This window comes from Martinezella rhizogenes (assembly GCF_007002745.1).
Taxonomy (GTDB): Bacteria; Pseudomonadota; Alphaproteobacteria; order Rhizobiales; family Rhizobiaceae; genus Agrobacterium; species Agrobacterium cucumeris.
This window is the reverse complement of the sequence record NZ_SGNY01000001.1, coordinates 1,054,880-1,072,998: the sequence shown is the minus strand read 5'-3', so window position 1 is coordinate 1,072,998 and position 18,119 is coordinate 1,054,880. Positions and strand designations below refer to the sequence as shown.

29 protein-coding genes are annotated in these 18,119 nt (G+C 60.2%); 27 read left to right on the top strand and 2 right to left on the bottom strand.

The features are described 5' to 3' along the window. The first annotated feature begins 13 nt into the window (after positions 1–13). The 13 genes from EXN68_RS05395 to EXN68_RS05335 all read left to right on the top strand — a co-directional run bounded on the left by EXN68_RS05395 (position 14) and on the right by EXN68_RS05335 (position 6,050). On the top strand, positions 14–772 hold the full coding sequence (locus EXN68_RS05395; protein WP_112154162.1) for an AAA family ATPase: 759 nt from the start codon (positions 14–16) through the stop codon (positions 770–772). Further along, positions 772–1,407 (top strand): hypothetical protein, encoded by a 636-nt coding sequence (locus tag EXN68_RS05390; protein WP_142839894.1) that lies wholly within the window; start codon positions 772–774, stop codon positions 1,405–1,407. The genes EXN68_RS05395 and EXN68_RS05390 overlap by 1 nt, the downstream gene beginning before the upstream one ends. Next, the gene (locus tag EXN68_RS05385; protein ID WP_003500883.1) at positions 1,404–1,802 is read left to right on the top strand and encodes a hypothetical protein; all 399 of its coding nucleotides are present in this window, start codon (positions 1,404–1,406) and stop codon (positions 1,800–1,802) included. Before EXN68_RS05390 ends, EXN68_RS05385 begins: the two co-directional genes overlap by 4 nt. After that, on the top strand, positions 1,789–2,079 hold the full coding sequence (locus EXN68_RS05380) for a hypothetical protein (RefSeq protein ID WP_003500882.1): 291 nt from the start codon (positions 1,789–1,791) through the stop codon (positions 2,077–2,079). The genes EXN68_RS05385 and EXN68_RS05380 overlap by 14 nt, the downstream gene beginning before the upstream one ends. A gap of 61 nt (positions 2,080–2,140) precedes the next feature. Then, positions 2,141–2,794 (top strand): DUF3164 family protein, encoded by a 654-nt coding sequence (locus EXN68_RS05375; protein WP_080823293.1) that lies wholly within the window; start codon positions 2,141–2,143, stop codon positions 2,792–2,794. A gap of 7 nt (positions 2,795–2,801) precedes the next feature. Beyond that, the gene (locus EXN68_RS05370) at positions 2,802–3,302 is read left to right on the top strand and encodes a hypothetical protein (RefSeq protein ID WP_142839893.1); all 501 of its coding nucleotides are present in this window, start codon (positions 2,802–2,804) and stop codon (positions 3,300–3,302) included. Then, positions 3,299–3,562 (top strand): hypothetical protein, encoded by a 264-nt coding sequence (locus EXN68_RS05365; RefSeq protein WP_142839892.1) that lies wholly within the window; start codon positions 3,299–3,301, stop codon positions 3,560–3,562. The genes EXN68_RS05370 and EXN68_RS05365 overlap by 4 nt, the downstream gene beginning before the upstream one ends. Next, the gene (locus EXN68_RS05360; RefSeq protein ID WP_142839891.1) at positions 3,555–3,854 is read left to right on the top strand and encodes a hypothetical protein; all 300 of its coding nucleotides are present in this window, start codon (positions 3,555–3,557) and stop codon (positions 3,852–3,854) included. The genes EXN68_RS05365 and EXN68_RS05360 overlap by 8 nt, the downstream gene beginning before the upstream one ends. Before the next feature lie 64 nt (positions 3,855–3,918). Then, the gene (locus EXN68_RS05355) at positions 3,919–4,167 is read left to right on the top strand and encodes a hypothetical protein (RefSeq protein WP_142839890.1); all 249 of its coding nucleotides are present in this window, start codon (positions 3,919–3,921) and stop codon (positions 4,165–4,167) included. Continuing rightward, complete coding sequence (locus EXN68_RS05350; protein ID WP_142839889.1) at positions 4,164–4,742, top strand: MT-A70 family methyltransferase; 579 nt, start codon at positions 4,164–4,166, stop codon at positions 4,740–4,742. The genes EXN68_RS05355 and EXN68_RS05350 overlap by 4 nt, the downstream gene beginning before the upstream one ends. Then, positions 4,739–5,389, top strand: a complete 651-nt coding sequence (locus EXN68_RS05345; RefSeq protein WP_142839888.1) for a regulatory protein GemA — start codon at positions 4,739–4,741, stop codon at positions 5,387–5,389. The genes EXN68_RS05350 and EXN68_RS05345 overlap by 4 nt, the downstream gene beginning before the upstream one ends. Beyond that, a complete protein-coding gene (locus EXN68_RS05340; protein WP_142839887.1) occupies positions 5,389–5,838 on the top strand; it encodes an ASCH domain-containing protein in 450 nt (149 codons plus the stop codon). Before EXN68_RS05345 ends, EXN68_RS05340 begins: the two co-directional genes overlap by 1 nt. Next, on the top strand, positions 5,835–6,050 hold the full coding sequence (locus EXN68_RS05335) for a hypothetical protein (protein ID WP_035243578.1): 216 nt from the start codon (positions 5,835–5,837) through the stop codon (positions 6,048–6,050). The genes EXN68_RS05340 and EXN68_RS05335 overlap by 4 nt, the downstream gene beginning before the upstream one ends. Here EXN68_RS05335 and EXN68_RS27370 read toward each other — a convergent pair. After that, a complete protein-coding gene (locus EXN68_RS27370) occupies positions 6,034–6,255 on the bottom strand; it encodes a hypothetical protein (protein WP_161991202.1) in 222 nt (73 codons plus the stop codon). The genes EXN68_RS05335 and EXN68_RS27370 overlap by 17 nt on opposite strands. Before the next feature lie 47 nt (positions 6,256–6,302). On the opposite strand from EXN68_RS27370, the gene EXN68_RS05325 reads away from it, so the two are divergent. The 10 genes from EXN68_RS05325 to EXN68_RS05280 all read left to right on the top strand — a co-directional run bounded on the left by EXN68_RS05325 (position 6,303) and on the right by EXN68_RS05280 (position 14,297). Next, positions 6,303–6,698 (top strand): hypothetical protein, encoded by a 396-nt coding sequence (locus EXN68_RS05325; RefSeq protein WP_142839886.1) that lies wholly within the window; start codon positions 6,303–6,305, stop codon positions 6,696–6,698. Positions 6,699–6,785: 87 nt separating this feature from the next. Then, positions 6,786–7,757, top strand: a complete 972-nt coding sequence (locus EXN68_RS05320; RefSeq protein ID WP_142839885.1) for a glycoside hydrolase family protein — start codon at positions 6,786–6,788, stop codon at positions 7,755–7,757. A 1-nt stretch (position 7,758) separates the two neighbouring features. Further along, a complete protein-coding gene (locus EXN68_RS05315) occupies positions 7,759–8,292 on the top strand; it encodes a hypothetical protein (protein ID WP_142839884.1) in 534 nt (177 codons plus the stop codon). After that, positions 8,289–8,513, top strand: coding sequence for a TraR/DksA C4-type zinc finger protein (locus EXN68_RS05310; RefSeq protein WP_003500859.1), 225 nt, complete (start codon positions 8,289–8,291; stop codon positions 8,511–8,513). Before EXN68_RS05315 ends, EXN68_RS05310 begins: the two co-directional genes overlap by 4 nt. Further along, positions 8,513–8,878, top strand: a complete 366-nt coding sequence (locus EXN68_RS05305) for a hypothetical protein (RefSeq protein ID WP_237681356.1) — start codon at positions 8,513–8,515, stop codon at positions 8,876–8,878. Before EXN68_RS05310 ends, EXN68_RS05305 begins: the two co-directional genes overlap by 1 nt. After that, complete coding sequence (locus EXN68_RS05300; RefSeq protein WP_003500855.1) at positions 8,875–9,174, top strand: VpaChn25_0724 family phage protein; 300 nt, start codon at positions 8,875–8,877, stop codon at positions 9,172–9,174. Before EXN68_RS05305 ends, EXN68_RS05300 begins: the two co-directional genes overlap by 4 nt. A 2-nt stretch (positions 9,175–9,176) precedes the next feature. Continuing rightward, complete coding sequence (locus EXN68_RS05295) at positions 9,177–9,758, top strand: DUF3486 family protein (RefSeq protein ID WP_035243576.1); 582 nt, start codon at positions 9,177–9,179, stop codon at positions 9,756–9,758. After that, positions 9,755–11,380 (top strand): terminase large subunit domain-containing protein, encoded by a 1,626-nt coding sequence (locus EXN68_RS05290; RefSeq protein WP_142839883.1) that lies wholly within the window; start codon positions 9,755–9,757, stop codon positions 11,378–11,380. The genes EXN68_RS05295 and EXN68_RS05290 overlap by 4 nt, the downstream gene beginning before the upstream one ends. Further along, positions 11,377–13,047 (top strand): DUF935 domain-containing protein, encoded by a 1,671-nt coding sequence (locus EXN68_RS05285; protein WP_142839882.1) that lies wholly within the window; start codon positions 11,377–11,379, stop codon positions 13,045–13,047. The genes EXN68_RS05290 and EXN68_RS05285 overlap by 4 nt, the downstream gene beginning before the upstream one ends. Before the next feature lie 5 nt (positions 13,048–13,052). Further along, the gene (locus EXN68_RS05280) at positions 13,053–14,297 is read left to right on the top strand and encodes a phage head morphogenesis protein (protein WP_142839881.1); all 1,245 of its coding nucleotides are present in this window, start codon (positions 13,053–13,055) and stop codon (positions 14,295–14,297) included. Between the two features lie 119 nt (positions 14,298–14,416). Here the strand turns inward: EXN68_RS05280 and EXN68_RS05275 are convergent, their stop codons facing one another. Then, on the bottom strand, positions 14,417–14,842 hold the full coding sequence (locus tag EXN68_RS05275) for a hypothetical protein (RefSeq protein ID WP_142839880.1): 426 nt from the start codon (positions 14,840–14,842) through the stop codon (positions 14,417–14,419). Between the two features lie 254 nt (positions 14,843–15,096). Here EXN68_RS05275 and EXN68_RS05270 point away from each other — a divergent pair, with 254 nt between their 5' ends. From EXN68_RS05270 to EXN68_RS05255, 4 genes are all read left to right on the top strand, one after another. Beyond that, on the top strand, positions 15,097–16,113 hold the full coding sequence (locus EXN68_RS05270) for a phage protease (RefSeq protein WP_161991201.1): 1,017 nt from the start codon (positions 15,097–15,099) through the stop codon (positions 16,111–16,113). Between the two features lie 28 nt (positions 16,114–16,141). Continuing rightward, positions 16,142–16,546: a hypothetical protein gene (locus tag EXN68_RS05265; protein WP_142839878.1), complete on the top strand. Its 405-nt coding sequence runs from the start codon at positions 16,142–16,144 to the stop codon at positions 16,544–16,546. A gap of 26 nt (positions 16,547–16,572) precedes the next feature. Then, a complete protein-coding gene (locus EXN68_RS05260; RefSeq protein ID WP_142839877.1) occupies positions 16,573–17,469 on the top strand; it encodes a Mu-like prophage major head subunit gpT family protein in 897 nt (298 codons plus the stop codon). A gap of 100 nt (positions 17,470–17,569) precedes the next feature. Continuing rightward, complete coding sequence (locus tag EXN68_RS05255) at positions 17,570–18,115, top strand: hypothetical protein (protein ID WP_142839876.1); 546 nt, start codon at positions 17,570–17,572, stop codon at positions 18,113–18,115. Positions 18,116–18,119 lie beyond the last annotated feature (4 nt).

The following is an 18,119-nucleotide window of genomic DNA, read 5'->3' as shown; positions in this document are numbered from 1 at the left end:
TACGAGGATCAAAATGACGACACAACCGATGAAAGTCAATGGCGACACAGCTCCGATCAAGAACGTCACTACGGCGCTCACTCTTGTCCGGTCGCTGCAGAACCGCCATCCCCTGCAACCCAACCTCGGCGTTCTCGCCGGTTACTCCGGTTATGGCAAAAGCGTAGCGGCGCTCTATTGCCAGAACAAGACGGGCGCTGCCTACGTCGAAGTGCGGGACACATGGACCCGCGCCAAGTTGCTGCGCTCGATCCTTTCCGAACTCGGCGTTTACCAGCCACGCGGCACGCTGTCCGACATGGAAGACGAGGTCATTGGCCTTCTTTGCCGCGACCCGCGCCGCCCGCTCATCATCGATGAGAGCGACCTGCTTATCAAAAAGAACCTGATCGAGCTGGTGCGCGGCATTGCCAAAGCCAGCGGCGTGCCGGTGATGCTAATCGGTGAGGAGCTGTTCCCGCAGAAGCTGGAACATGTCGGTGACCGATTCCGCGATTTGGTTCTGGATACCAAATACGCCAATCCCTGCGATCTGGACGATGCTCGTGCACTGGCCAGAACGTTCTATCCTAAACTGATGATAGCGGATGACCTGCTGCACAAGGCGTGCGTCGAAGGCGAAGGCCGCGTCCGGCGCGTCGGCAACTCCCTGCATAACATTGCCGAGGCGGCAGCGAGGATGGGCGTCAGCTCGATCGACGTTGTTTCCTACGAGGGCGGCAACGGCCTGTTTTCCCGCTCGCGCCTTCCCACCAGAAGGGAGGCAGCATAATGCGGGTTACTCCGATCGCTCTCAAGATTTCCGTCGCCAAGGGCCAGCGCGTGCTGACCGGTCAGGATCATTACTGGAAGCTGATGATGGACGCCGACATGCGCAACCAGCCCTTCAGCGTGGACGATATCTTCGGCCTTTCCAACAATCGCGGCCGGGAGCAAATCTCGACCTTCCTCTCCATGTGCGAAAAGGCTGAACTCATCAGCCGCACCGGTGACCAGAACCCGCGTGGCATGGCCTTGTTCCGCATCGTGGCTCGACAGTCGGCCACGCCGGTATTCAAGCGGGACGGTACATTGATCGCCGATCCGATGACGGCTCGGCAGGCGCTCTGGAATGCCATGCGCTCGCCATTCTTCAGGAATGGTTTCAAGCTCATCGACATTTCGGTGCATGCCTCGACGGATTCGCTAACGGTCGCGCAGCGGTCGGCCCGGCTTTATATTTCCTGCCTGCTCCGGGCCGGGTACCTGACCGTTCTGCAGAAGGGAACCCGCTCGGAGCCAACGATCTGGCGGCTTGTTCGCAACACCGGCCCGATCGCGCCGAAGCTCCTCAAAACCGAGTGCATCTATGACCCGAACGCCGAGAAGATTTTCGGCGAGCCGGAGACTGTCGAGGTCGAAGCATGACCCCGACGAAGCCCAAGCCCGACAATCTGGAAAAGGCCCGCGCCGCATGGGGCGAGCAGCCCCCGGAATGGATTATCGCTCTGGCGGAGGCCTGCAACGCCGAAAACCAGACGCTGGTCGGCAAACGCATCGGCTACGCCGGTTCGACTGTCAGCCAGCTCCTTTCGAACAGCTATCCCGGCGATGTCGGTCGCATCGAGCAGCTCGTGCGCGGCGCTCTCATGTCCGAGACCGTGCGCTGCCCGGTCCTGCAGGAGATCGGCCGGGATGTCTGCCTCGGTTGGCAGCGCCGCCCCTTCAGCACCGCCAGCGCCAACGCCGTCCGCATGCATCAGGCCTGCCGGAATAATTGCCCTCACAGCCGCATAAAGGAGACGAACAGTGAAGCGTTTTGATTACCTTTCCGATCGTTTGCGCGACACCCGCAACAGGATTGCCGAACACCGGCATGGCGGCGTTGTCATGTCCAGCGAAGAGGTCGAGCTGCTCGTGAAGCGTCTCGACGGTTATGCCGAGATGGCCGTCGCCATGGAAACGCAGCTCAACGACATGCAGCTCTTGAACAGCGCCGAGTTGAACAAGCTCGTCCCTCCGGCAAGCGCGACGATCCTGCACCTGATGCGCCCTGGCACCAACGTTGTGCCGTTCCCGCGCTCTCCGCACAGCTCCTGAAGCCGCCTTCAAAGGGCGTTTGAGCGCCCTTTAATCCAGTTCGAACAACGAGGAAATTTACATGCAGTCCGTTATCTTGGAAGAAACCAGCAAGCCCGGCGTCACGATCATCAATGGTCGCGAGTTCATGCACAACGCCAAGGGCGGCCTCGATCCGATCGGCAACGTCAAGGATCAGTACAAGCTTGAAGACCAGACGGTGCGCAAGTGCATCGAGTTTGCCCTTAATCTGAACGCGCAGCTCTCCCGGTTCCGTGGTCATACTGCAGCGGACCTTTCCGCGCTGGATGCGCTGCTCGGCGAAAAGTACAACGTCACGATCGGCGGCAAGAAGGGCAATCGCACTTATCAGACCTATGACGGCCTGATGAAAATTCAGGTGCAGGTTTCCGACCTCATCACTTTCGGCCCGGAACTACAGGTCGCCAAGACGCTCATTGATGAGTGCCTGACGGAATGGAGCGCCGACAGCCGTCCGGAAATCCAGTCCATCGTCACCCGCGCATTCAATACCGAAAAGGAAGGTCAGGTGAACCGTGCGGACGTGTTCATGCTGCTCAAGCTGGAGATCGAGGACACTCGCTGGAAGAAGGCCATGGAAGCCATCCGTGACGCCATCCGCGTGACAGGCTCCAAGGAGTATGTCCGCTTCTACAAGCGCGACAGTCTTGAGGCCGACTGGCAGGCCATCACCATCGATCTGGCGAAGGCGTGAGGGCGGAGTGGTGGAAAACATTCGCGTAGAAAATCCAGTCACGCCGGAAGCATTCATTCAGGCCATGTCCGAATTAGGAGTTTCGTTCCCCCTGACATGCTCCCAGCGAGATATGGGAGTACTGTTGGATGCGGATGGTGATGAGCTTCTCACTATCGATTCCTCCGGCTCTATGCCTGACAATACCGTGGCGCTGCTTTGCGCCAACATCGTCATGGTGCTGAACAATGCTGCAGGCTATCGGGCGGTTGCCGCGCTAGTTCCTTTGGAACAAGACGGTTCAACAGCGGCGGCAATCGCTGACACGAAGCTTGTCATGCTTGAGATGCACCTGAAAAGCCTCGTCATCGCCAACCCGGAGAAAGCGCTGCTGGCGGCGCTCGATGACGACGTCCGGATGTGGTTCGTCGCAGAACTCACCAGTGTTGCAGGTGCCAGCGTGCCGCTTACCGACATCGAGGCCATGGTGTCGCGTAGTCTGACGCCGGCGAAAGGCGGTACGGCGTGACCAGCATCTACTTCTCCGACGCAACCGTGAAATCCTTTTCCGCCGCCAGCAAGGGCGGAAAGTCCACGATCAAGATCGAGATCGAGACGGCCGATCGCTACCAGATGGCCAGCATTCTCAACCAGCTCGATGAGATCGAGGCCGAACAGAAGGCAGCGAAAACGCCTCGCAAAGCCCCTTCCAAGAAGACGGATGCGCCCCTGTTGGCGCTTCCGGCTCCCATGAAACAGATCAGCTATCACGGTGACGATCATGAATGACGCTATTGCCAAGGCAAAGGCTGAGGAAGCCCGCCAGTCGCAGATACTCGCCGATGCGATCCACAAGGCGATCATCGAGACCGGTGAACAGTTCGATGTCCCGATCCTGAATGCGGTTGGCGGCGCGCTTGCCACCAACATCGCGGAGGTTCTGGCCTCAATATCCGATCGCCGTCACCGCAAAATGTTCCGTGACCAGCTCGATCGCGCAGTATCCCTCGCGCTCGCTCAAGCCGCCACGCGGCCGATGGCGCCTGTCGAGACGATCATTATCGGAGGAGCGCGGCAATGACGGTGCTCCTGTTTGCGAGCTTCATCCTTCTTCTTGTCATTTGCGATCTCATGGGAGCCGATCGATGACCGAAATCCAAAATCACCCCCTTTCAGATGAGCAGGTGGCGATCGCGCTTAAAATCATCGCGGTCATTCAGCCCCACAGCGCCGACAATGTTCTGACCGCCATGGTGTCCATCATTTCGCATGCGGTCAGCCAGTCGGACGATCCTGTTGGCAACGCACAGTTTTGGGCGAACACCATTCTGAATACTGTCGACTATGCCCGCGAGAACGGCGACCGCGCTTACGGCGGAGGGTCGATCCAGTGAGACTGTTTCCCGAACTCTGGCCGTTTGGTGACCTCCCGCCATTCTCCTTCGACCTCATCATGGCCGACCCGCCGTGGCTATATAAGCTTCGGTCGGAGAAGGGCGAAGGCAAGTCCGCGCAGGCTCATTACAACTGCATGTCGCTCGATCAGATCAAAGCCATGCCAGTTCTCGATCTTGCCTCGGAAAATTGCCTCCTATGGCTTTGGGCAACCAATCCTATGGTCTTTCAGGCCTATGAGGTTCTGCTCGCGTGGGGCTTTAATTTTGTCTCGGCGGGTTCGTGGGAGAAGATCACGAAGAACGGGAAACAGGCGTTCGGGCCGGGCTACGTCTTACGCACATCCAACGAACCTTACCTGATCGGCAAACGCGGCGAGCCGAAAACCACGAAGTCTGTTCGCTCCTCATTCCGGGGCGTGGTCCGTGGCCACTCCCGCAAGCCCGAGGAAGGCTATCGGCAGGCCGAAAAGCTGATGCCGAACGCCCGGCGGCTTGAGCTTTTCAGCCGGACTAACCGCAAGGGTTGGACCGCATGGGGTGATGAAACCGGAAAATTTGGAGAAGCAGCATGAGCATTCAACGTGCAATTTTCGGCGGTTTCCGCCAGCTCGGTATCACTGAGGAAGACGCCCAGCGCGAGATTTACTCTCGCGTTACAGGGCAATCTCGCCTTTCCCTGATGACGCCGCCGCAGCAAGACGCCGTCATGAAGGAACTGCGCCGCCTCGGCTACAAGCCGGTGGCCGTGCGCCGCAATGGTCGCCGTCGCCTCGACGGCCGCTATGCGCCGAAGATGCAGTCGCTGTGGATCGCAGCCTACAATCTCGGTATAGTCGAGGACCGCGAAGACCGGGCGCTGGAGGCGTTCGTCAAGCGCCAGACCGGTCTCGACAGCGGCCGGTGGGTCAACAACGCCGACGATGCCAGGGCGGTTGTCGAAGCCCTGAAAAGCTGGATCGCCCGCGAGGCCGGCGTTGTGTGGGGCGATCGCAAGCCCTGCGAAGCGTACACCATGCGTTACGGTTACAAGATCGCGATCGCGCAGCACGCCATGCTGAAATCCATGCTCTGTGACGGTTTCTGGCCTTCAGTGACCGGCATTCTCGATCAGGACATCACCTATAGGAACGTGACCGACAAAGAATGGATCACGGTCATGGATTACTACGGCAAGCTTATTCGCGGCCGCCGTGCACCAAAGACAAAGGCGAGCGCGTGATGGTCGCCTACGGTTTCAAACCCTTCTTCAGCGGCCATATCGAGAGCGGCCACAAGCGGCAGACGGTGCGCGGTGACCGCGCCCGCCATGCCCGGCCGGGTGAGCGCGTCCAGCTCTACGAGGCCATGCGCACCAAGTATTGCCGCAAGATCATTGCCGATCCGGTCTGCACGCATGTCGTTCCGATCGAGATCGTGGTGAGCGACCTCATCAATGAGCTGATCGCCAGCATCGTCATCGCTGGCGTGCATCTGCACAGGACCGAGGTCGAGGCATTCGCCCGCCGCGACGGCTTCGCGCCCGAGCTGCTCGGCAACAGCTATCCGGCCAAGCTCTACGGCCGGACAGCACGGGAGACGATGGGCCGGTTCTGGATGAAAAACCATCCGGGCGTCTCGAAGTTCACCGGCGTTCTGATCCGCTGGCAACCGGAGGCACCGACGCCATGAACCGGGACGTCTCTCCCATGACCGTCATGCCGCTCTTCGGCTGGCCGGAGCAGCGGGAGATAGACGTTCTGCAGGCAAAGCGGGACGAACTGGCGGCACGCGCTGCCAAGCTCCCGCGATTTTCACACAAACGTATCGAGCTGGAAGTGCGGCTCAAAGCGCTGACCGAAGAACAACTGAGAATTTCGAACAGGATCAATCATGGCCGATGACAGTGCAGCGCCATCCTTGGAGATCATCGTAACCGATCATGCGCTCATTCGGTATCTGGAGCGGGCGCACGGTCTGGATGTGCTTCATTTCCGGAAGCACATCGCAGCACTTGTGACCAACGGCGTCAAGGCCGGTGCGAGCGGCGTTACGGTCGAAGGCGTCAAGCTTGTGCTTCAGGGTAACACCGTAACGACAGTCTTGCATCGCGAGTGGCATTCCCGCGACCTGAGAAACAAAGGCGGTGACTCGACATGAGCACGCTTCCGGGCATCCTTGGCGACATCGCCGATATCGCCGGCGCAACCGTCGCCCTTGAGATCGCACAAAGCCATGGCGGCACCCGCGTCTCTATTCCGCCCCGCGCCGAACCGGATCACTGGCTGACGACGCTGGTCGGCCTCGAAACGGCCGATAAGATTTGCCGTGGCCTCGCAACCCTCGACGCTGAAGGCCGTTTAAAGGGCATCAGCAAAGAGGTCGTTCCCCTTGGACCTGTTTCTGTGATGAGGAATGCCCGCCGAAAAGCGCGTCAGGCGCTGGCTGAAGGCAAGAGCGCCAGAGAGGCCGCACGCCTTGCGGGCTTGCATGAAAGGACGATTTGGCGCATGAAAGCAGAGGAAGATGACGGCCAAGATAGTCTCTTCTAACTTGGGCCTGACGCCTGTCAGCCCCGGCGCTCATCCTGAAAAACGCATAGTCGCTCCAGTTCGCAATCCGCGTCTGGAGCTTTTTTCATGCCTCGAAACGTCAGCCCGCGAGGGCGGAGATATATCTACACCCGCGAAGGTGTTGTCAGAAAGGCCTATCGTGATGCTGTCGGCAAATGGACGATCGGTGCCGGCCTGACCGCCGACTCCGGTGTTATCGTGCCGAAAGCCGGCATGGTCATTACCGAGGCGGAGAACGATCGGCTTTTCGATCTTGCCGTCGATCGAAACTACATGCCCCGTGTGGTCAAGGCTCTCGGCGCAAGCGCCAGCGAACAGGCGATCGACGCCGGCGTGTCTTTCGACTGGAACACGGGCGCGATCCTCAAGGCATCTTGGGTGAAATCGTACCTTGCCGGAAAACCTGCCGAAACGCGCCAGCGGCTCGGCCTCTGGAAGAAGGCCGGCGGTAAGGTACTACGCGGCCTTGAGCGCCGCCGTGCCGAAGAGGCCGACATCCTGCTGCTCGGAAAGTATCCTGCCGACATCAATGTCGTCGGACTGACGCCCACTTCCGAGACCACGCGGTTTGCGGTCTTTGTGGTGTCGGTAACGCCCTCGGAAATCGAGGACATCAGGAAGGCTTTCACCAGCATCGGCTTTGATGCTGGCCTCGCCACTGGCAAAATCCTGCGATCGGCAGTCGAGACGTTCCAGAAGGCCTATGACCTCACCATTGATGGCAGGATCGGCCGAGCCACGCTGTCCACCCTGCAGCGCGAACTGGACGCCCGCCGCAAGGCAAAGACTGGCACGGTAACGACCGCTGCCAGCACCACCGTCGCGGCTGGCGATCAGGTCGTCAGCACGGTGACCACGCCAGCGCCGGTCGATCCGACCTCCGCTGTTCCCGATCATCTCGCTTCATGGGTGGGCGGCGGCATTGCCGTTCTCGCGGTCGCCTATCTCGCATGGCAGGCTTACCAGTACCGTGACATCATCGCCGTTCGCGTTGCCGACAAGGCCCCGCGTCTTGCGAGCTGGCTGCGGAGCTTCTGACATGAGCGCAGCCATCACCTCCATTCTCATCGCGGCCGCCACGAAAGTTGGCGCTCCCATCATCAAGGGCGTGCTGGAGAAGCATGTCGGCGGGCTTGCCGGGACGCTCGCTGGTACCGTGGTCGATCAGGTTGCCGAGCGTCTCGGTGTCGAGCCGGAAGCCTTGCCGTCCGTCGATGGGGCGGAACTCGGCAATGCCGTCAGTGAGGTCAATGCCAATATGCCGGAGTTGATCGCCCTCTATGAAAAGGGCCTTCAGGGGCAGTTTGCACTTCTCCAGGCCGAGCAGGCCGAGGGCTTCTGGCAGAGCGCTTGGCGCTGGGGCTGGATGTATCTGCTTGCGTTTCTGTGGATTTGCGCCTTCCTGCTTTTCCCGGTTCTGCGCGTCTTCGGCATTCATATCGAGCCGATCGACAACACCACGCTGATGACGCTGACCGGCTGGTTCATCTCCCTCTACATGGGCGGCCATACGCTGAAGGAGTTCGGAAAGCAGGCGGTGGAAGCGGTCAAGACTTGGAAGCGCACCCCATGAACTTCGGTGGAAATGCTGCTTTCGAACAGGCCGACATGCGGGCCGAGCAGGAACGGGAGGCAGGCATCGCCGCTGCCTCCCTCTCATTGCGCAGCGTCGGCACCATCCAGTGCGAAGACTGCCCGAACGACATTCCCCGCGAGCGCCGTCTCGCCCTTCCGTCCGCCACCCGGTGCATCCGGTGCCAGACCAAACACGAACAGAAACAAAGGTACCGGTGATGGACATGGAAAACCTAAGGTCTTGGCTCGGGCTGGTGTCGCTCGTGATTTCGGTCGGAGCGACCATTTGGCTGTGGCTGACTTCCGGCGCGAAGAAGACCGCCAGCGATCTGGCCGAGTTCCGCCGGCAGGACGCTGAAGAAAAGAAGACGATGATGGCGGCAATCACCGCTCTCGGCCAGCGAACGCAAGCTCTCGAAAGCGACATGAAGCATCTGCCCGACGCGAAAGCCGTCATGGAAATGCGTCTGTCGATCTCGGAACTGAGCGGCAAAATCGGGCGGATGGAGGAAAGCCAGATCGGCGTGGCGCGCACCGTCAATCGCGTCGAGGACTTTTTACTGAAAGGTAATGCGGCAGCATGAGCGACTATAACCAGCATCTTACCGTTGATGCTCGCCTCGTCATTTTGCGGGCTTTGAACGACCAGCCTGATGGCCGCCTTAACGAGAGCATCCTTTCAACGGTGCTCGAAACCTTCGCCCATCGCCGATCGCGGGAATGGATTCGCCAGCAGCTTCGCTATCTGGCGGACATCGGTGCTGTCCGCAACACCGAAGCCGGAACCGTTCTCATCGCTGAAATCACCCGCCTCGGTATCGATCACGTCGAGCGCCGGGCCATCCTCGAAGGCGTGAAGCGTCCTTCGCCGGCGGTGTGATGATGGGACGTGGCCGCCTGTCCGGAATCGAGCTGCTGCCCGACGCCTGCGCCGACGCCGTCGCATGGGCGGCCGAGGAGCTGCAGAAGCGTGAAAGAACGCAGACGGAAATCTATCAGGATTTCGTCAGCAAGCTTGAGGGCGTGCATCGCGAATATCGCGGCGAGCTGGATTTCACCATCCCCTCGTTTTCGGCTTTCAACCGGTATTCGATCCGGCTTGCGACGCTGACGCAGCGCCTCAACCAGACGCGGGAGATTGCCACCACGCTCGCCGGCAAGTTCGATGCCGCCGCCTCCGACGATCTCACCCTGATCGCTTCCGAGGCGATCAAGACGCTCGTGTTCGAACTGGTGACGGCCGGTGGCGAGGCCGGGTTCGATCCGAAGGGCGCGAAGGCGCTTGCCGATGCCCTGTTTTCTGCATCGCGAGCACAGGGCGTTTCGACCGCCCGTCGCCAGAAGGTCGAGGCTGATCTTGCCGAGCGGGCAAAGCAGGCAATTTCCGCTGTCGTGAAGAGCAAAGGCATCACCGAACAGGGCGCGCGCGAAATTCTCGATCAATTCCTTGGAGTGACGAAATGAGCGGGCCTATCTCGAAAGAGGAATGGATCAAGGCCCGGCGTCTGTCTACGGACGCCGTGCTGGATCGCATCGAGCGCCGCAAGGCGCTCTTGCCTTATCAGCAGCGCACGGTTGGGCTGCTTGAGAGCGCCGGCTGCGAAGTGCTGTTTGTCGAGAAAAGCCGCCGTATCGGTCTGACGTGGGGATTTGCGTCCTATGCGGTCCTGAAGGCCGCCCGCACCAAAGCCGCCGGCGGCATGGACGTGATGTACATCTCCTATTCGCAGGAGATGACCCGCGAATTTATCGACGCCTGCGCAATGTGGGCGCGAGCCTTTAATCAGCTTGCCGGCGAGATCGAAGAAACGGTCTTTGACGATAGCGACGACGAAGGCCAGCGTTCGATACAGGCATTCCGGATCAAGTTCGCTTCCGGCTTTGAGATCATCGGCCTTTCGTCTGCTCCGCGCTCCCTGCGCGGCAAGCAGGGCGTGGTCATGATCGATGAGGCCGCGTTCGTTGATAACCTTAAAGAGCTGCTCAAGGCAGCACTCGCCTTCCTCATGTGGGGCGGTCAGGTTGTGGTCTGCTCGACCCATAACGGCGTCGATAACCATTTCAACGAACAGATTCAGGACATCCTCGCCGGGCGAAAACCATACAAGCACCTCCGCATCGATTTTGACGATGCGCTGAACGAGGGACTTTATGAGCGTATTTGTCTGGTCACCGGCAAGGAATGGTCTGCCGAGGCGGAAGCCGACTGGCGCCAGAACATCATCAAGTTTTATGGTGACGGCGCGGATGAGGAGCTTTTCTGCATCCCGACGCAGGGCAGCGGCACATGGTTACCCGCGCCCCTGATCGAAGCGCGCATGACGCTGAAGCCGGAAGATGCTCCAATCATTCGGCTGGAGCTGCCCGCAAACTATCTGCAGCTCTCCCGCCTGCAGCGCGCCACTCTTATGGCACCGTGTCTCCTTCAGCTCACAGCAGCGCTGCAAAATCTGCGGCGGGACCGGCAGCATGCTTTCGGTTTCGACTTCGGCCGCGTGGCCGACTTGTCCGTTGCCAAGCTGTTGTCGATCGACAAGCTGCTCTGCCGGCGCAGCGCCCTCACGGTCGAGATGCGCAATGTGCCAGGTGATGAGCAGAAGCTGATCACCGGTATGATCTTGAAGTCAGCGCCGAGGCTTGTTGGCGCTGCCTTCGACGCCACCGGCATGGGTTGGACGGTCGCCGAGGACATGGGCCGCATATTCGGTTTCCGGGACCCCGAAGGCGGTGGCGGACTGATCGACCCGATCAAGTTCACCAGTAATTCGGACTGGTACCGGCTTCACATGCCACCTCTCAAGGCGGCCTTTGAAGAAGATGGCATGCTGGAGCTGGTCAAGGATGATGAGCACCTCGGCGACATCCGGCTGGTCAAGGTCATCAGGGGCATCCCAAAAATTCCCGACGCCCGCACGGGTGAGACCAACAAGAAGCGCCACGGCGACTTTGCCGTGGCGCTTGCTCTCGCCCACTACGCCAGCCGCCAGCAGTGGTTCGAATACGCCTACATGGCGGCGAGCGCACTGAACGAAGACAGCGTCGATGACGATGACGAAGACGGCCATTACGGAAGGCAGCACTGGTGACCACCCGCACATCATCCATACTCGGCCCTGACGGCCGCCCGATCGTTCTCAAGACGTTGTCGGAAGAGATCGCAACGCCCACGGTTGCCGGTGTCCGCCGGACGCATGAGGAACGCGTGGCCACGGGCCTCACGCCTGAGCGCCTCGGTACGATCCTGCGCGATGCGGCCGAGGGCAACGCTCGCTCCTATCTGACACTCGCCGAAGAAATGGAGGAGCGCTATCTGCACTATGCGTCTCAGCTCCAGACACGCCGGCTGGCGATCGAAAGTGTCGACCCGACGATCGAGGCAAACGGCGCTCCCGCCAAGATCGTTGAAGCGATCGAGGAACTGATCAATGATGACGGCTTCCTTGAAGCGCGTGGCCACCTGCCGGACGCGATCAATAAATCCTATGCGGTGTGCGAGATGATGTGGGAATACGAGCGCAAAGCCTTGCGCCCGGTTGCCTATCTCGATCGTGATGCCCGCTTCTTTCAGATGGACCGGCTGTCGCTCCGGAACCTTCGGCTTGCCGTCGACGGCTCGATCGAGGGCGAGGAGCTGCCGCAGGCAAAGTTCATCCGCCACATTCCTCGCACCCGTCTCGGCCTACCACTTCGCCGTGGCATGGCCCGACCTGCGGCGTGGGCTTATCTCATCCAGCAGTTCGGCCTGCAGGACTGGGCGGCCTTCTCCGAAGTCTACGGCATGCCTCTGCGCGTCGGCAAATACAATGCCGGTGCCAGCGGCGCGGACAAGCGCACACTCCTGAAGGCCGTTGCCTCGATCGCCAATGACGCCGCCGCCATTATCCCGGCCGGCATGGATATCGAGTTTCATGAGGTGAACGGCAGCAACGGCTCGGCTGTGTTCGGTGGCCTGCTTGAATATGTCGACAAGCAGATTTCGAAGCTTGTCGTCGGCCAGACCATGACATCCGATGACGGCTCCTCGCTCGGGCAGGCCAAAATCCATAACGAGGTCCGTCTGGAGCTGTTGCGCGCTGACTGCCGGCAGCTTGCCATCACGATCAACCGCGATCTTATCAAGCCGTTCGTGGACCTGAACTTTGGGCCGCAGGAAAGGTATCCGTTTCTTCAGTTGCCTGTTCCCGATCCCGAGGATGTCAAAGCCTTGTCGGAAGCGCTCGGAACTCTGGTGCCACTCGGCTTGAGAGTGAAGCAGGCCGAGATCCGCGAAAAGGTCGGCCTCTCCGATCCGCAGGACGGTGACGAACTTCTGACGCCGCCGGCGGCGTTGGCAACATCGACCGGAGAGGCAAAACCGGAACCGAAAGCCGCTCCAAAAACCGAGGCGGTCAAGGATGCGAAAAAGACGGCCGAGGAAGAAGACGTCAAGTCCAAGGTGGCTGCGCTATCGGCCATCGTCTCTGATCATCGTCGCGCCTGCCATTGTGGAGCATGTGAGGCGCTGGCGGCGGCCGAGGCCGGAGAACCGGACGCGCTTGAGCAGCTCGACAAACTCTTCATAGACGCCATGGACGATTGGCAGCAGATGGTTGATCCGATCATGCAGCCCATCGCCGCGATCGTTGAGACGGCCGGCAGCTTTGAAGAGGCTTTAAAGCTGCTTCAAACGCAGCGCCCTGATGCAACGAAATTGGCAGAACGCCTCGGCCGGCTGACCGCGATCGCTCGCGGTATCGGCGATATCGCGGACTGACCGGCATGGCCGAGATCAGGAAAGCCCTCACACCGCCGGCCGGCGTCGTAAGGTACTTTGACGGAAAGACCAATGCGCCGGCGTTTTCGTGGCTGGATGTGTGGGCCGAGGAGCACGCTTACAAGTTCACAGTTGCCAAGGCCGTCGAGCTGGACGTGCTCAATGCGTTCCGCTCGACCGTTTCGCACGCCATGACAACCGGCCGGGGTTATGAGAACTGGAAGCTCGATATCCAGAAGGAACTGGTGAAGCTCGGATGGTGGGGACCGCGCATGATCTCCGATCCGGAGGGCATCGATCCCGATCGCATGGTGAACTTCGCCAGCGACCGGCGTCTGAAAACCATCTTCTGGTCGAACATGAACTCCGCCAGAGCAGCCGGCCAGTGGGAACGGGCGCAGCGGTCCAAACGGGTGCTGCCCTATGTTCTCTATGTCCGCACCACCTCTGCCGATCCCCGGCCGGAGCATCTCGCATGGGTCGGGCTGATCCTGCCGATCGACCATCCATTCTGGCGCACGCACTGGCCGCCCAACGGGTGGATGTGCAAGTGCCAGGTGCGCATGATTTCTGATCGTGAGGCGAAAACACTCATCGGTACAAAGCGCGTCATTGGCAAAGACGAGGACGGTAACGACATTTCCATCTGGTACACGGACGAGCTGCCGGAACTCGGACCTGATGTTGCGTATCGCAACCGCCGGACTGGCGAGATCTCGATGGTGCCGGCGGGCATTGATGCCGGATGGGCGACCAATCCCGGTCTTGCTCGCACCGAAACGCTGATCCAGAATTTCGAGGCGAAGCTTGCCGAGGCGGATCATGGTGACGCCACCCGCGTCCTGAAGGAGCTTTGGAGCGATCCTTATCTGCAGATTGCACCACGGTTGCCGCAAAAGGTCTGGTTGCCAGCAGGACATAACCCGGCTCTGGCGGAGCAGCTCGGCGCGAAGTCGCCCGTCATATCCATCACCAGTGAGGCGATCGCCGAGCGCATCGAGCGCCACAAGATGCCTGTGGAGGATTTTGCGACCCTTCCAGACTTATTGTCTTCGGGGGAAATCCTGCCCGACCTGCGCGGCAAGGAAAACACGCGCTCGATCTTCTGGCGTGCAGGAAAGTCGGTCTGGCGCTCTTTTGTTTCAATCAGCCAGAACGGCTACATGCGGGCGAACTCGCTGCATCAGAAAGACGAGAGGGAGGCAAGAAGGCAGGTGGAACGGGCAGGCTTCAAATGGCCGTGGGAATGAAGCGCGGCAGGGAGGGACCGATTCCGGGGCTTTACCCGGCTCCCTCCAAGGGCCATCTAGGGCTACGGACTTCTCTGCCGCGCTTTTGTAAATATAAGCTTATGGGATCGCTGGCGCAATCATATACCGAGCATTTTCAGCATCCGGCGGGATTGCGCTTCAGCAGCACGCCGCTCGGCCTTGTCGACGTTCTCGGGGCCGCAATAATATTCCAGATTGCTAGTATCGCTGCTGTCAGCCGAGAGGTGTCCGCTTTCGAGGATAACAAATCTCCATGCGCATCCGAGCATTTTGTTTACCCGGATCGCGCCGTGACACCCCGTGGAGAGGCAGTAAGCTACGTTGCGCTGCCCTTGGTATTCGCCCTTAACCGCCTCGCCGTATTCCTTCACCCACACATCGCGAGAATACTGGCAGCTGCCGGGCTGCTTGCTGGCGCTGCAGTCTTCAAGGCCGTTCAGATAATCCGTCGCAGGAGGCCAGTCGGCTGCATATGCGAAACTGCTCATTGCGGCCACGATTGCCAGCGCCAGAACCTGCCTCATTACCCATTTCCCCATGTTGCGATGACCGACACGATAAAACGGCCACAGACGCGCGTGAAGGGGTTTCACGCCCCTTCTTTCATCCACGGTTAAAATTCGCGCCCACGGCCTTTAATCGTGCTTCAATTTTGACGTTGCTCTTGATCCTCGCCCCCCAAGAGGATTAGATGCGGACATCCCCCCAAAAGAACTGATTTTGCCGTGCTGACAGGTGTCAGCCCGAGTGCGTGGAATTGATGGCTAGATTGGCCGTCATGATGACACAGCGCCCCGACCTCTTCCTTTCCTGCCTTGCTCCTGAAGCGACCCCAAATGCCGCCGATGCGATGACGGGTATCGCCGTGCTTGATGCCTATGCCGCTGATCCGTCCGCCGCGTCTTCCGAGACCAAGCGGGGACCTGAGTGGATAAAGCTCGCGCCGCGAGGAAAGCTGAACGCCCGCGACGGTCGCGTTTTCACAATCGATCCGGAATTGCTGGTGTCGCGCTTCGAAGCGGATGCCGTCGATCTCCCGATCGATATCGATCACGCTACCGTCAAGAAGGCCATTTTCGGTGATGCCGCGCCCGCGATCGGCTGGATCAACAAGCTCGAAGCGCGCCCGGACGGTCTGTTCGGTAAGGTCGAGTGGCTGGAGGAAGGCATCCGCGTTCTTGGTGCGCGCACCCACCGGTATGTCTCTCCCACATTCAAGGCCGACGATAACGGCAAGGCCACATGGCTTCACTCGGCGGCGCTTGTCGCTGCCCCCGCCGCATCAATGCCGGCCGTCGCGTCGGCAACCCTCACGACAACAACTCAAACGGAAACGAACATGCTGAAAGCACTCGCCGCCGCCCTTGGCCTCAATGAAGACGCCTCCGAGGCTTCCTGCCTCTCGGCGATCACCACCCTGAAAACCCGCATCGATCCCGCCGTGCATCAGGAAGCGCTCGACAGGATCAAGACGCTGTCGACCGAGATCGAGGACGGCAAGAAGGCTGTTCATAAGGAAAAGGTCGACACGCTGCTCGAAGGCGCGCTGAAGGCGAAGAAGATCACGCCGGCACAGCGCGAAAGCTACGAGGCCCTCGCCACATCGCCCGAAGGTTTTGAGCAGGTGAAAAAGCTCATTGAAACTCTCGGCGTCGGCCTTGCTGCCTCCAACCTTGACCAGCGCCGCGCCGACGATGCCACCGCCACCCTGACCGCCGAGGACCGAGACGTCATGAAGCAGCTCGGCCTGTCTGAGGACGAATATCGCAAGGCGAACGGCCTGACCGCCGCCTGACCAAAATTTCCCCCGAAGGAGAACCGCAATGACCGCAATGTCGCAGGCCCGTCAGCCGGCAGAGACCGAAGGCCTCCGCTCCACCGCGCCCGTCAAGGGCGCAACCACCATTCTGCAGGGCGCTCTGGTCGTCACCGAAAACGGCCTCGCAGTGCCGGGCAAGGTCGCGGCCAACCTCACCATTCTCGGGGTTTCCGAGAAGACGGTAAAAAACGCCGGTGCTGACGGCGCTGAAAAGGTTCCGTTCCGGCGCGGCACCTTCGGTTTCGCCAACCATTCTGCCGACGCCATTACCGCCGGTGACATCAACAAGACGGCCTATGTCGTGGATGACCAGACGGTCGCCAAGACCGATGGTGCCGGAACGCGATCGGCCGCCGGCAAGATCATGCATATCGAAGGCGGGCAGATTTTCGTCCGCGTCGGCTTCTAACAACTCCAATCTCAGGACCGTTTTCAATGACACGCGTCATAACGCCCGAACTTCTTGCCGCAGCACAGCGCGGCTTCAAGACCTCCTTCCAGAAGGGCTTCGCAGGTTACACCGCGATGTACACCCTGCTTGCCACGGTCGTGACCTCGACCGCCGGCGAGGAAACATACGGCTGGCTCGGCGACATTCCGAAGCTTCGGGAATGGATCGGCGATCGTCAGATCAAGTCGCTCTCTTCGAAGGGCTACACGATCAAGAACCGCAAATTTGAATCAACGATCGGCGTTTCCCGCGACGACATCGAAGATGACAAACTCGGCCTCTATGCGCCGCGCTTCGAGATGCTCGGGCAGTCTGCCTCGACGCATCCGGACGAAGTCCTGTTCGAGCTGATCAACGCCGCCTTCAACACCGAATGCTACGATGGCCAGAACTTCTTTGACGCTGACCATCCTGTCGGCCCTCAGGGAGCACAGGTCAGCGTCTCCAACATGCAGGCAGGCACGGGCGAGACATGGATTCTCGCCGACATGAGCCGACCGCTGAAGCCGTTCATTTTCCAGAAGCGCCGTGACTATTCTTTCGTTGCCAAGGAAGACGGCAAGACATCCGACCACGTCTTCATGCGGGACGAGTATCTCTACGGTACGGACGCCCGCGTTTCCGCCGGCTTCGGCTTCTGGCAGATGGCTTATGGCTCCAAGGCAGAGCTGAGCGCAGCCAACCTCCGCGCCGCCTTCACCGCCATGAAGGAATTCACGGATGATGAAGGCCGCAAGCTCGGTGTTCGTCCGACGCACCTGATCACGGGCAACGGCAATTTCTTCAAAGCCCGCGACATCCTCATGTCCGAAAAGATCGACGGCTCGACCAACACCGACCGCAACCTTGTCCAGATCATGGAAGCGCCGCTGCTAGATTAGTCCTGGCATCTGCGCGATCCCGGCGGCCAACCTCCCGGCCGCCGGGTTTTCCGGCAAGCGGCATGCGTGCCGTTTTCCCGAAAACCCAAAGGAGAAGCGAATGTCCAAGCGGACCACAGCCAGACCGGTCGCAAAGCCGGTCGCCCCCGAAGTCCTCAACGGTTCGAACACGTTGCCGGCACTGATCGAGGTCGCCGAGGGCAAGTCCCTCCAGCTCGGCGCAGTGGTGGTGGTTGCTCATCAGGCATCCGGCCTAACGGTGGATGCTTGGAACGCTCTACCCGAGGCGGAGCGCGATGAGCACCTCAACAAGACGATCGAGAACATCAAGGCGGCTGTTGCCGCCGGCGCAGAACCTGATCAGGTCATCCAGAAAATTGCCGAGGCTGCCGCTCCTGCGAGTGAAGGAGCCACCGTCACCTCGGATGACACGGATTTCGTCACGGTCGAGCCTTTGCTGATCGTTTCGGCTCCGGGCGGTCCCCGCCGCCGTGCCGGTTTTGCGTTCGGCCCCGAGCCGGTCGACCTCACCTATGACCAGCTCGGCGCGACCGATGAAGAGCGAAAAGCCGTTCTCGAAAGCCTGCGCGCTGATCCGAAGCTCAAGCTCGACAGCCGCATGATCGAGGTCAGCGACGACGAATAAGACT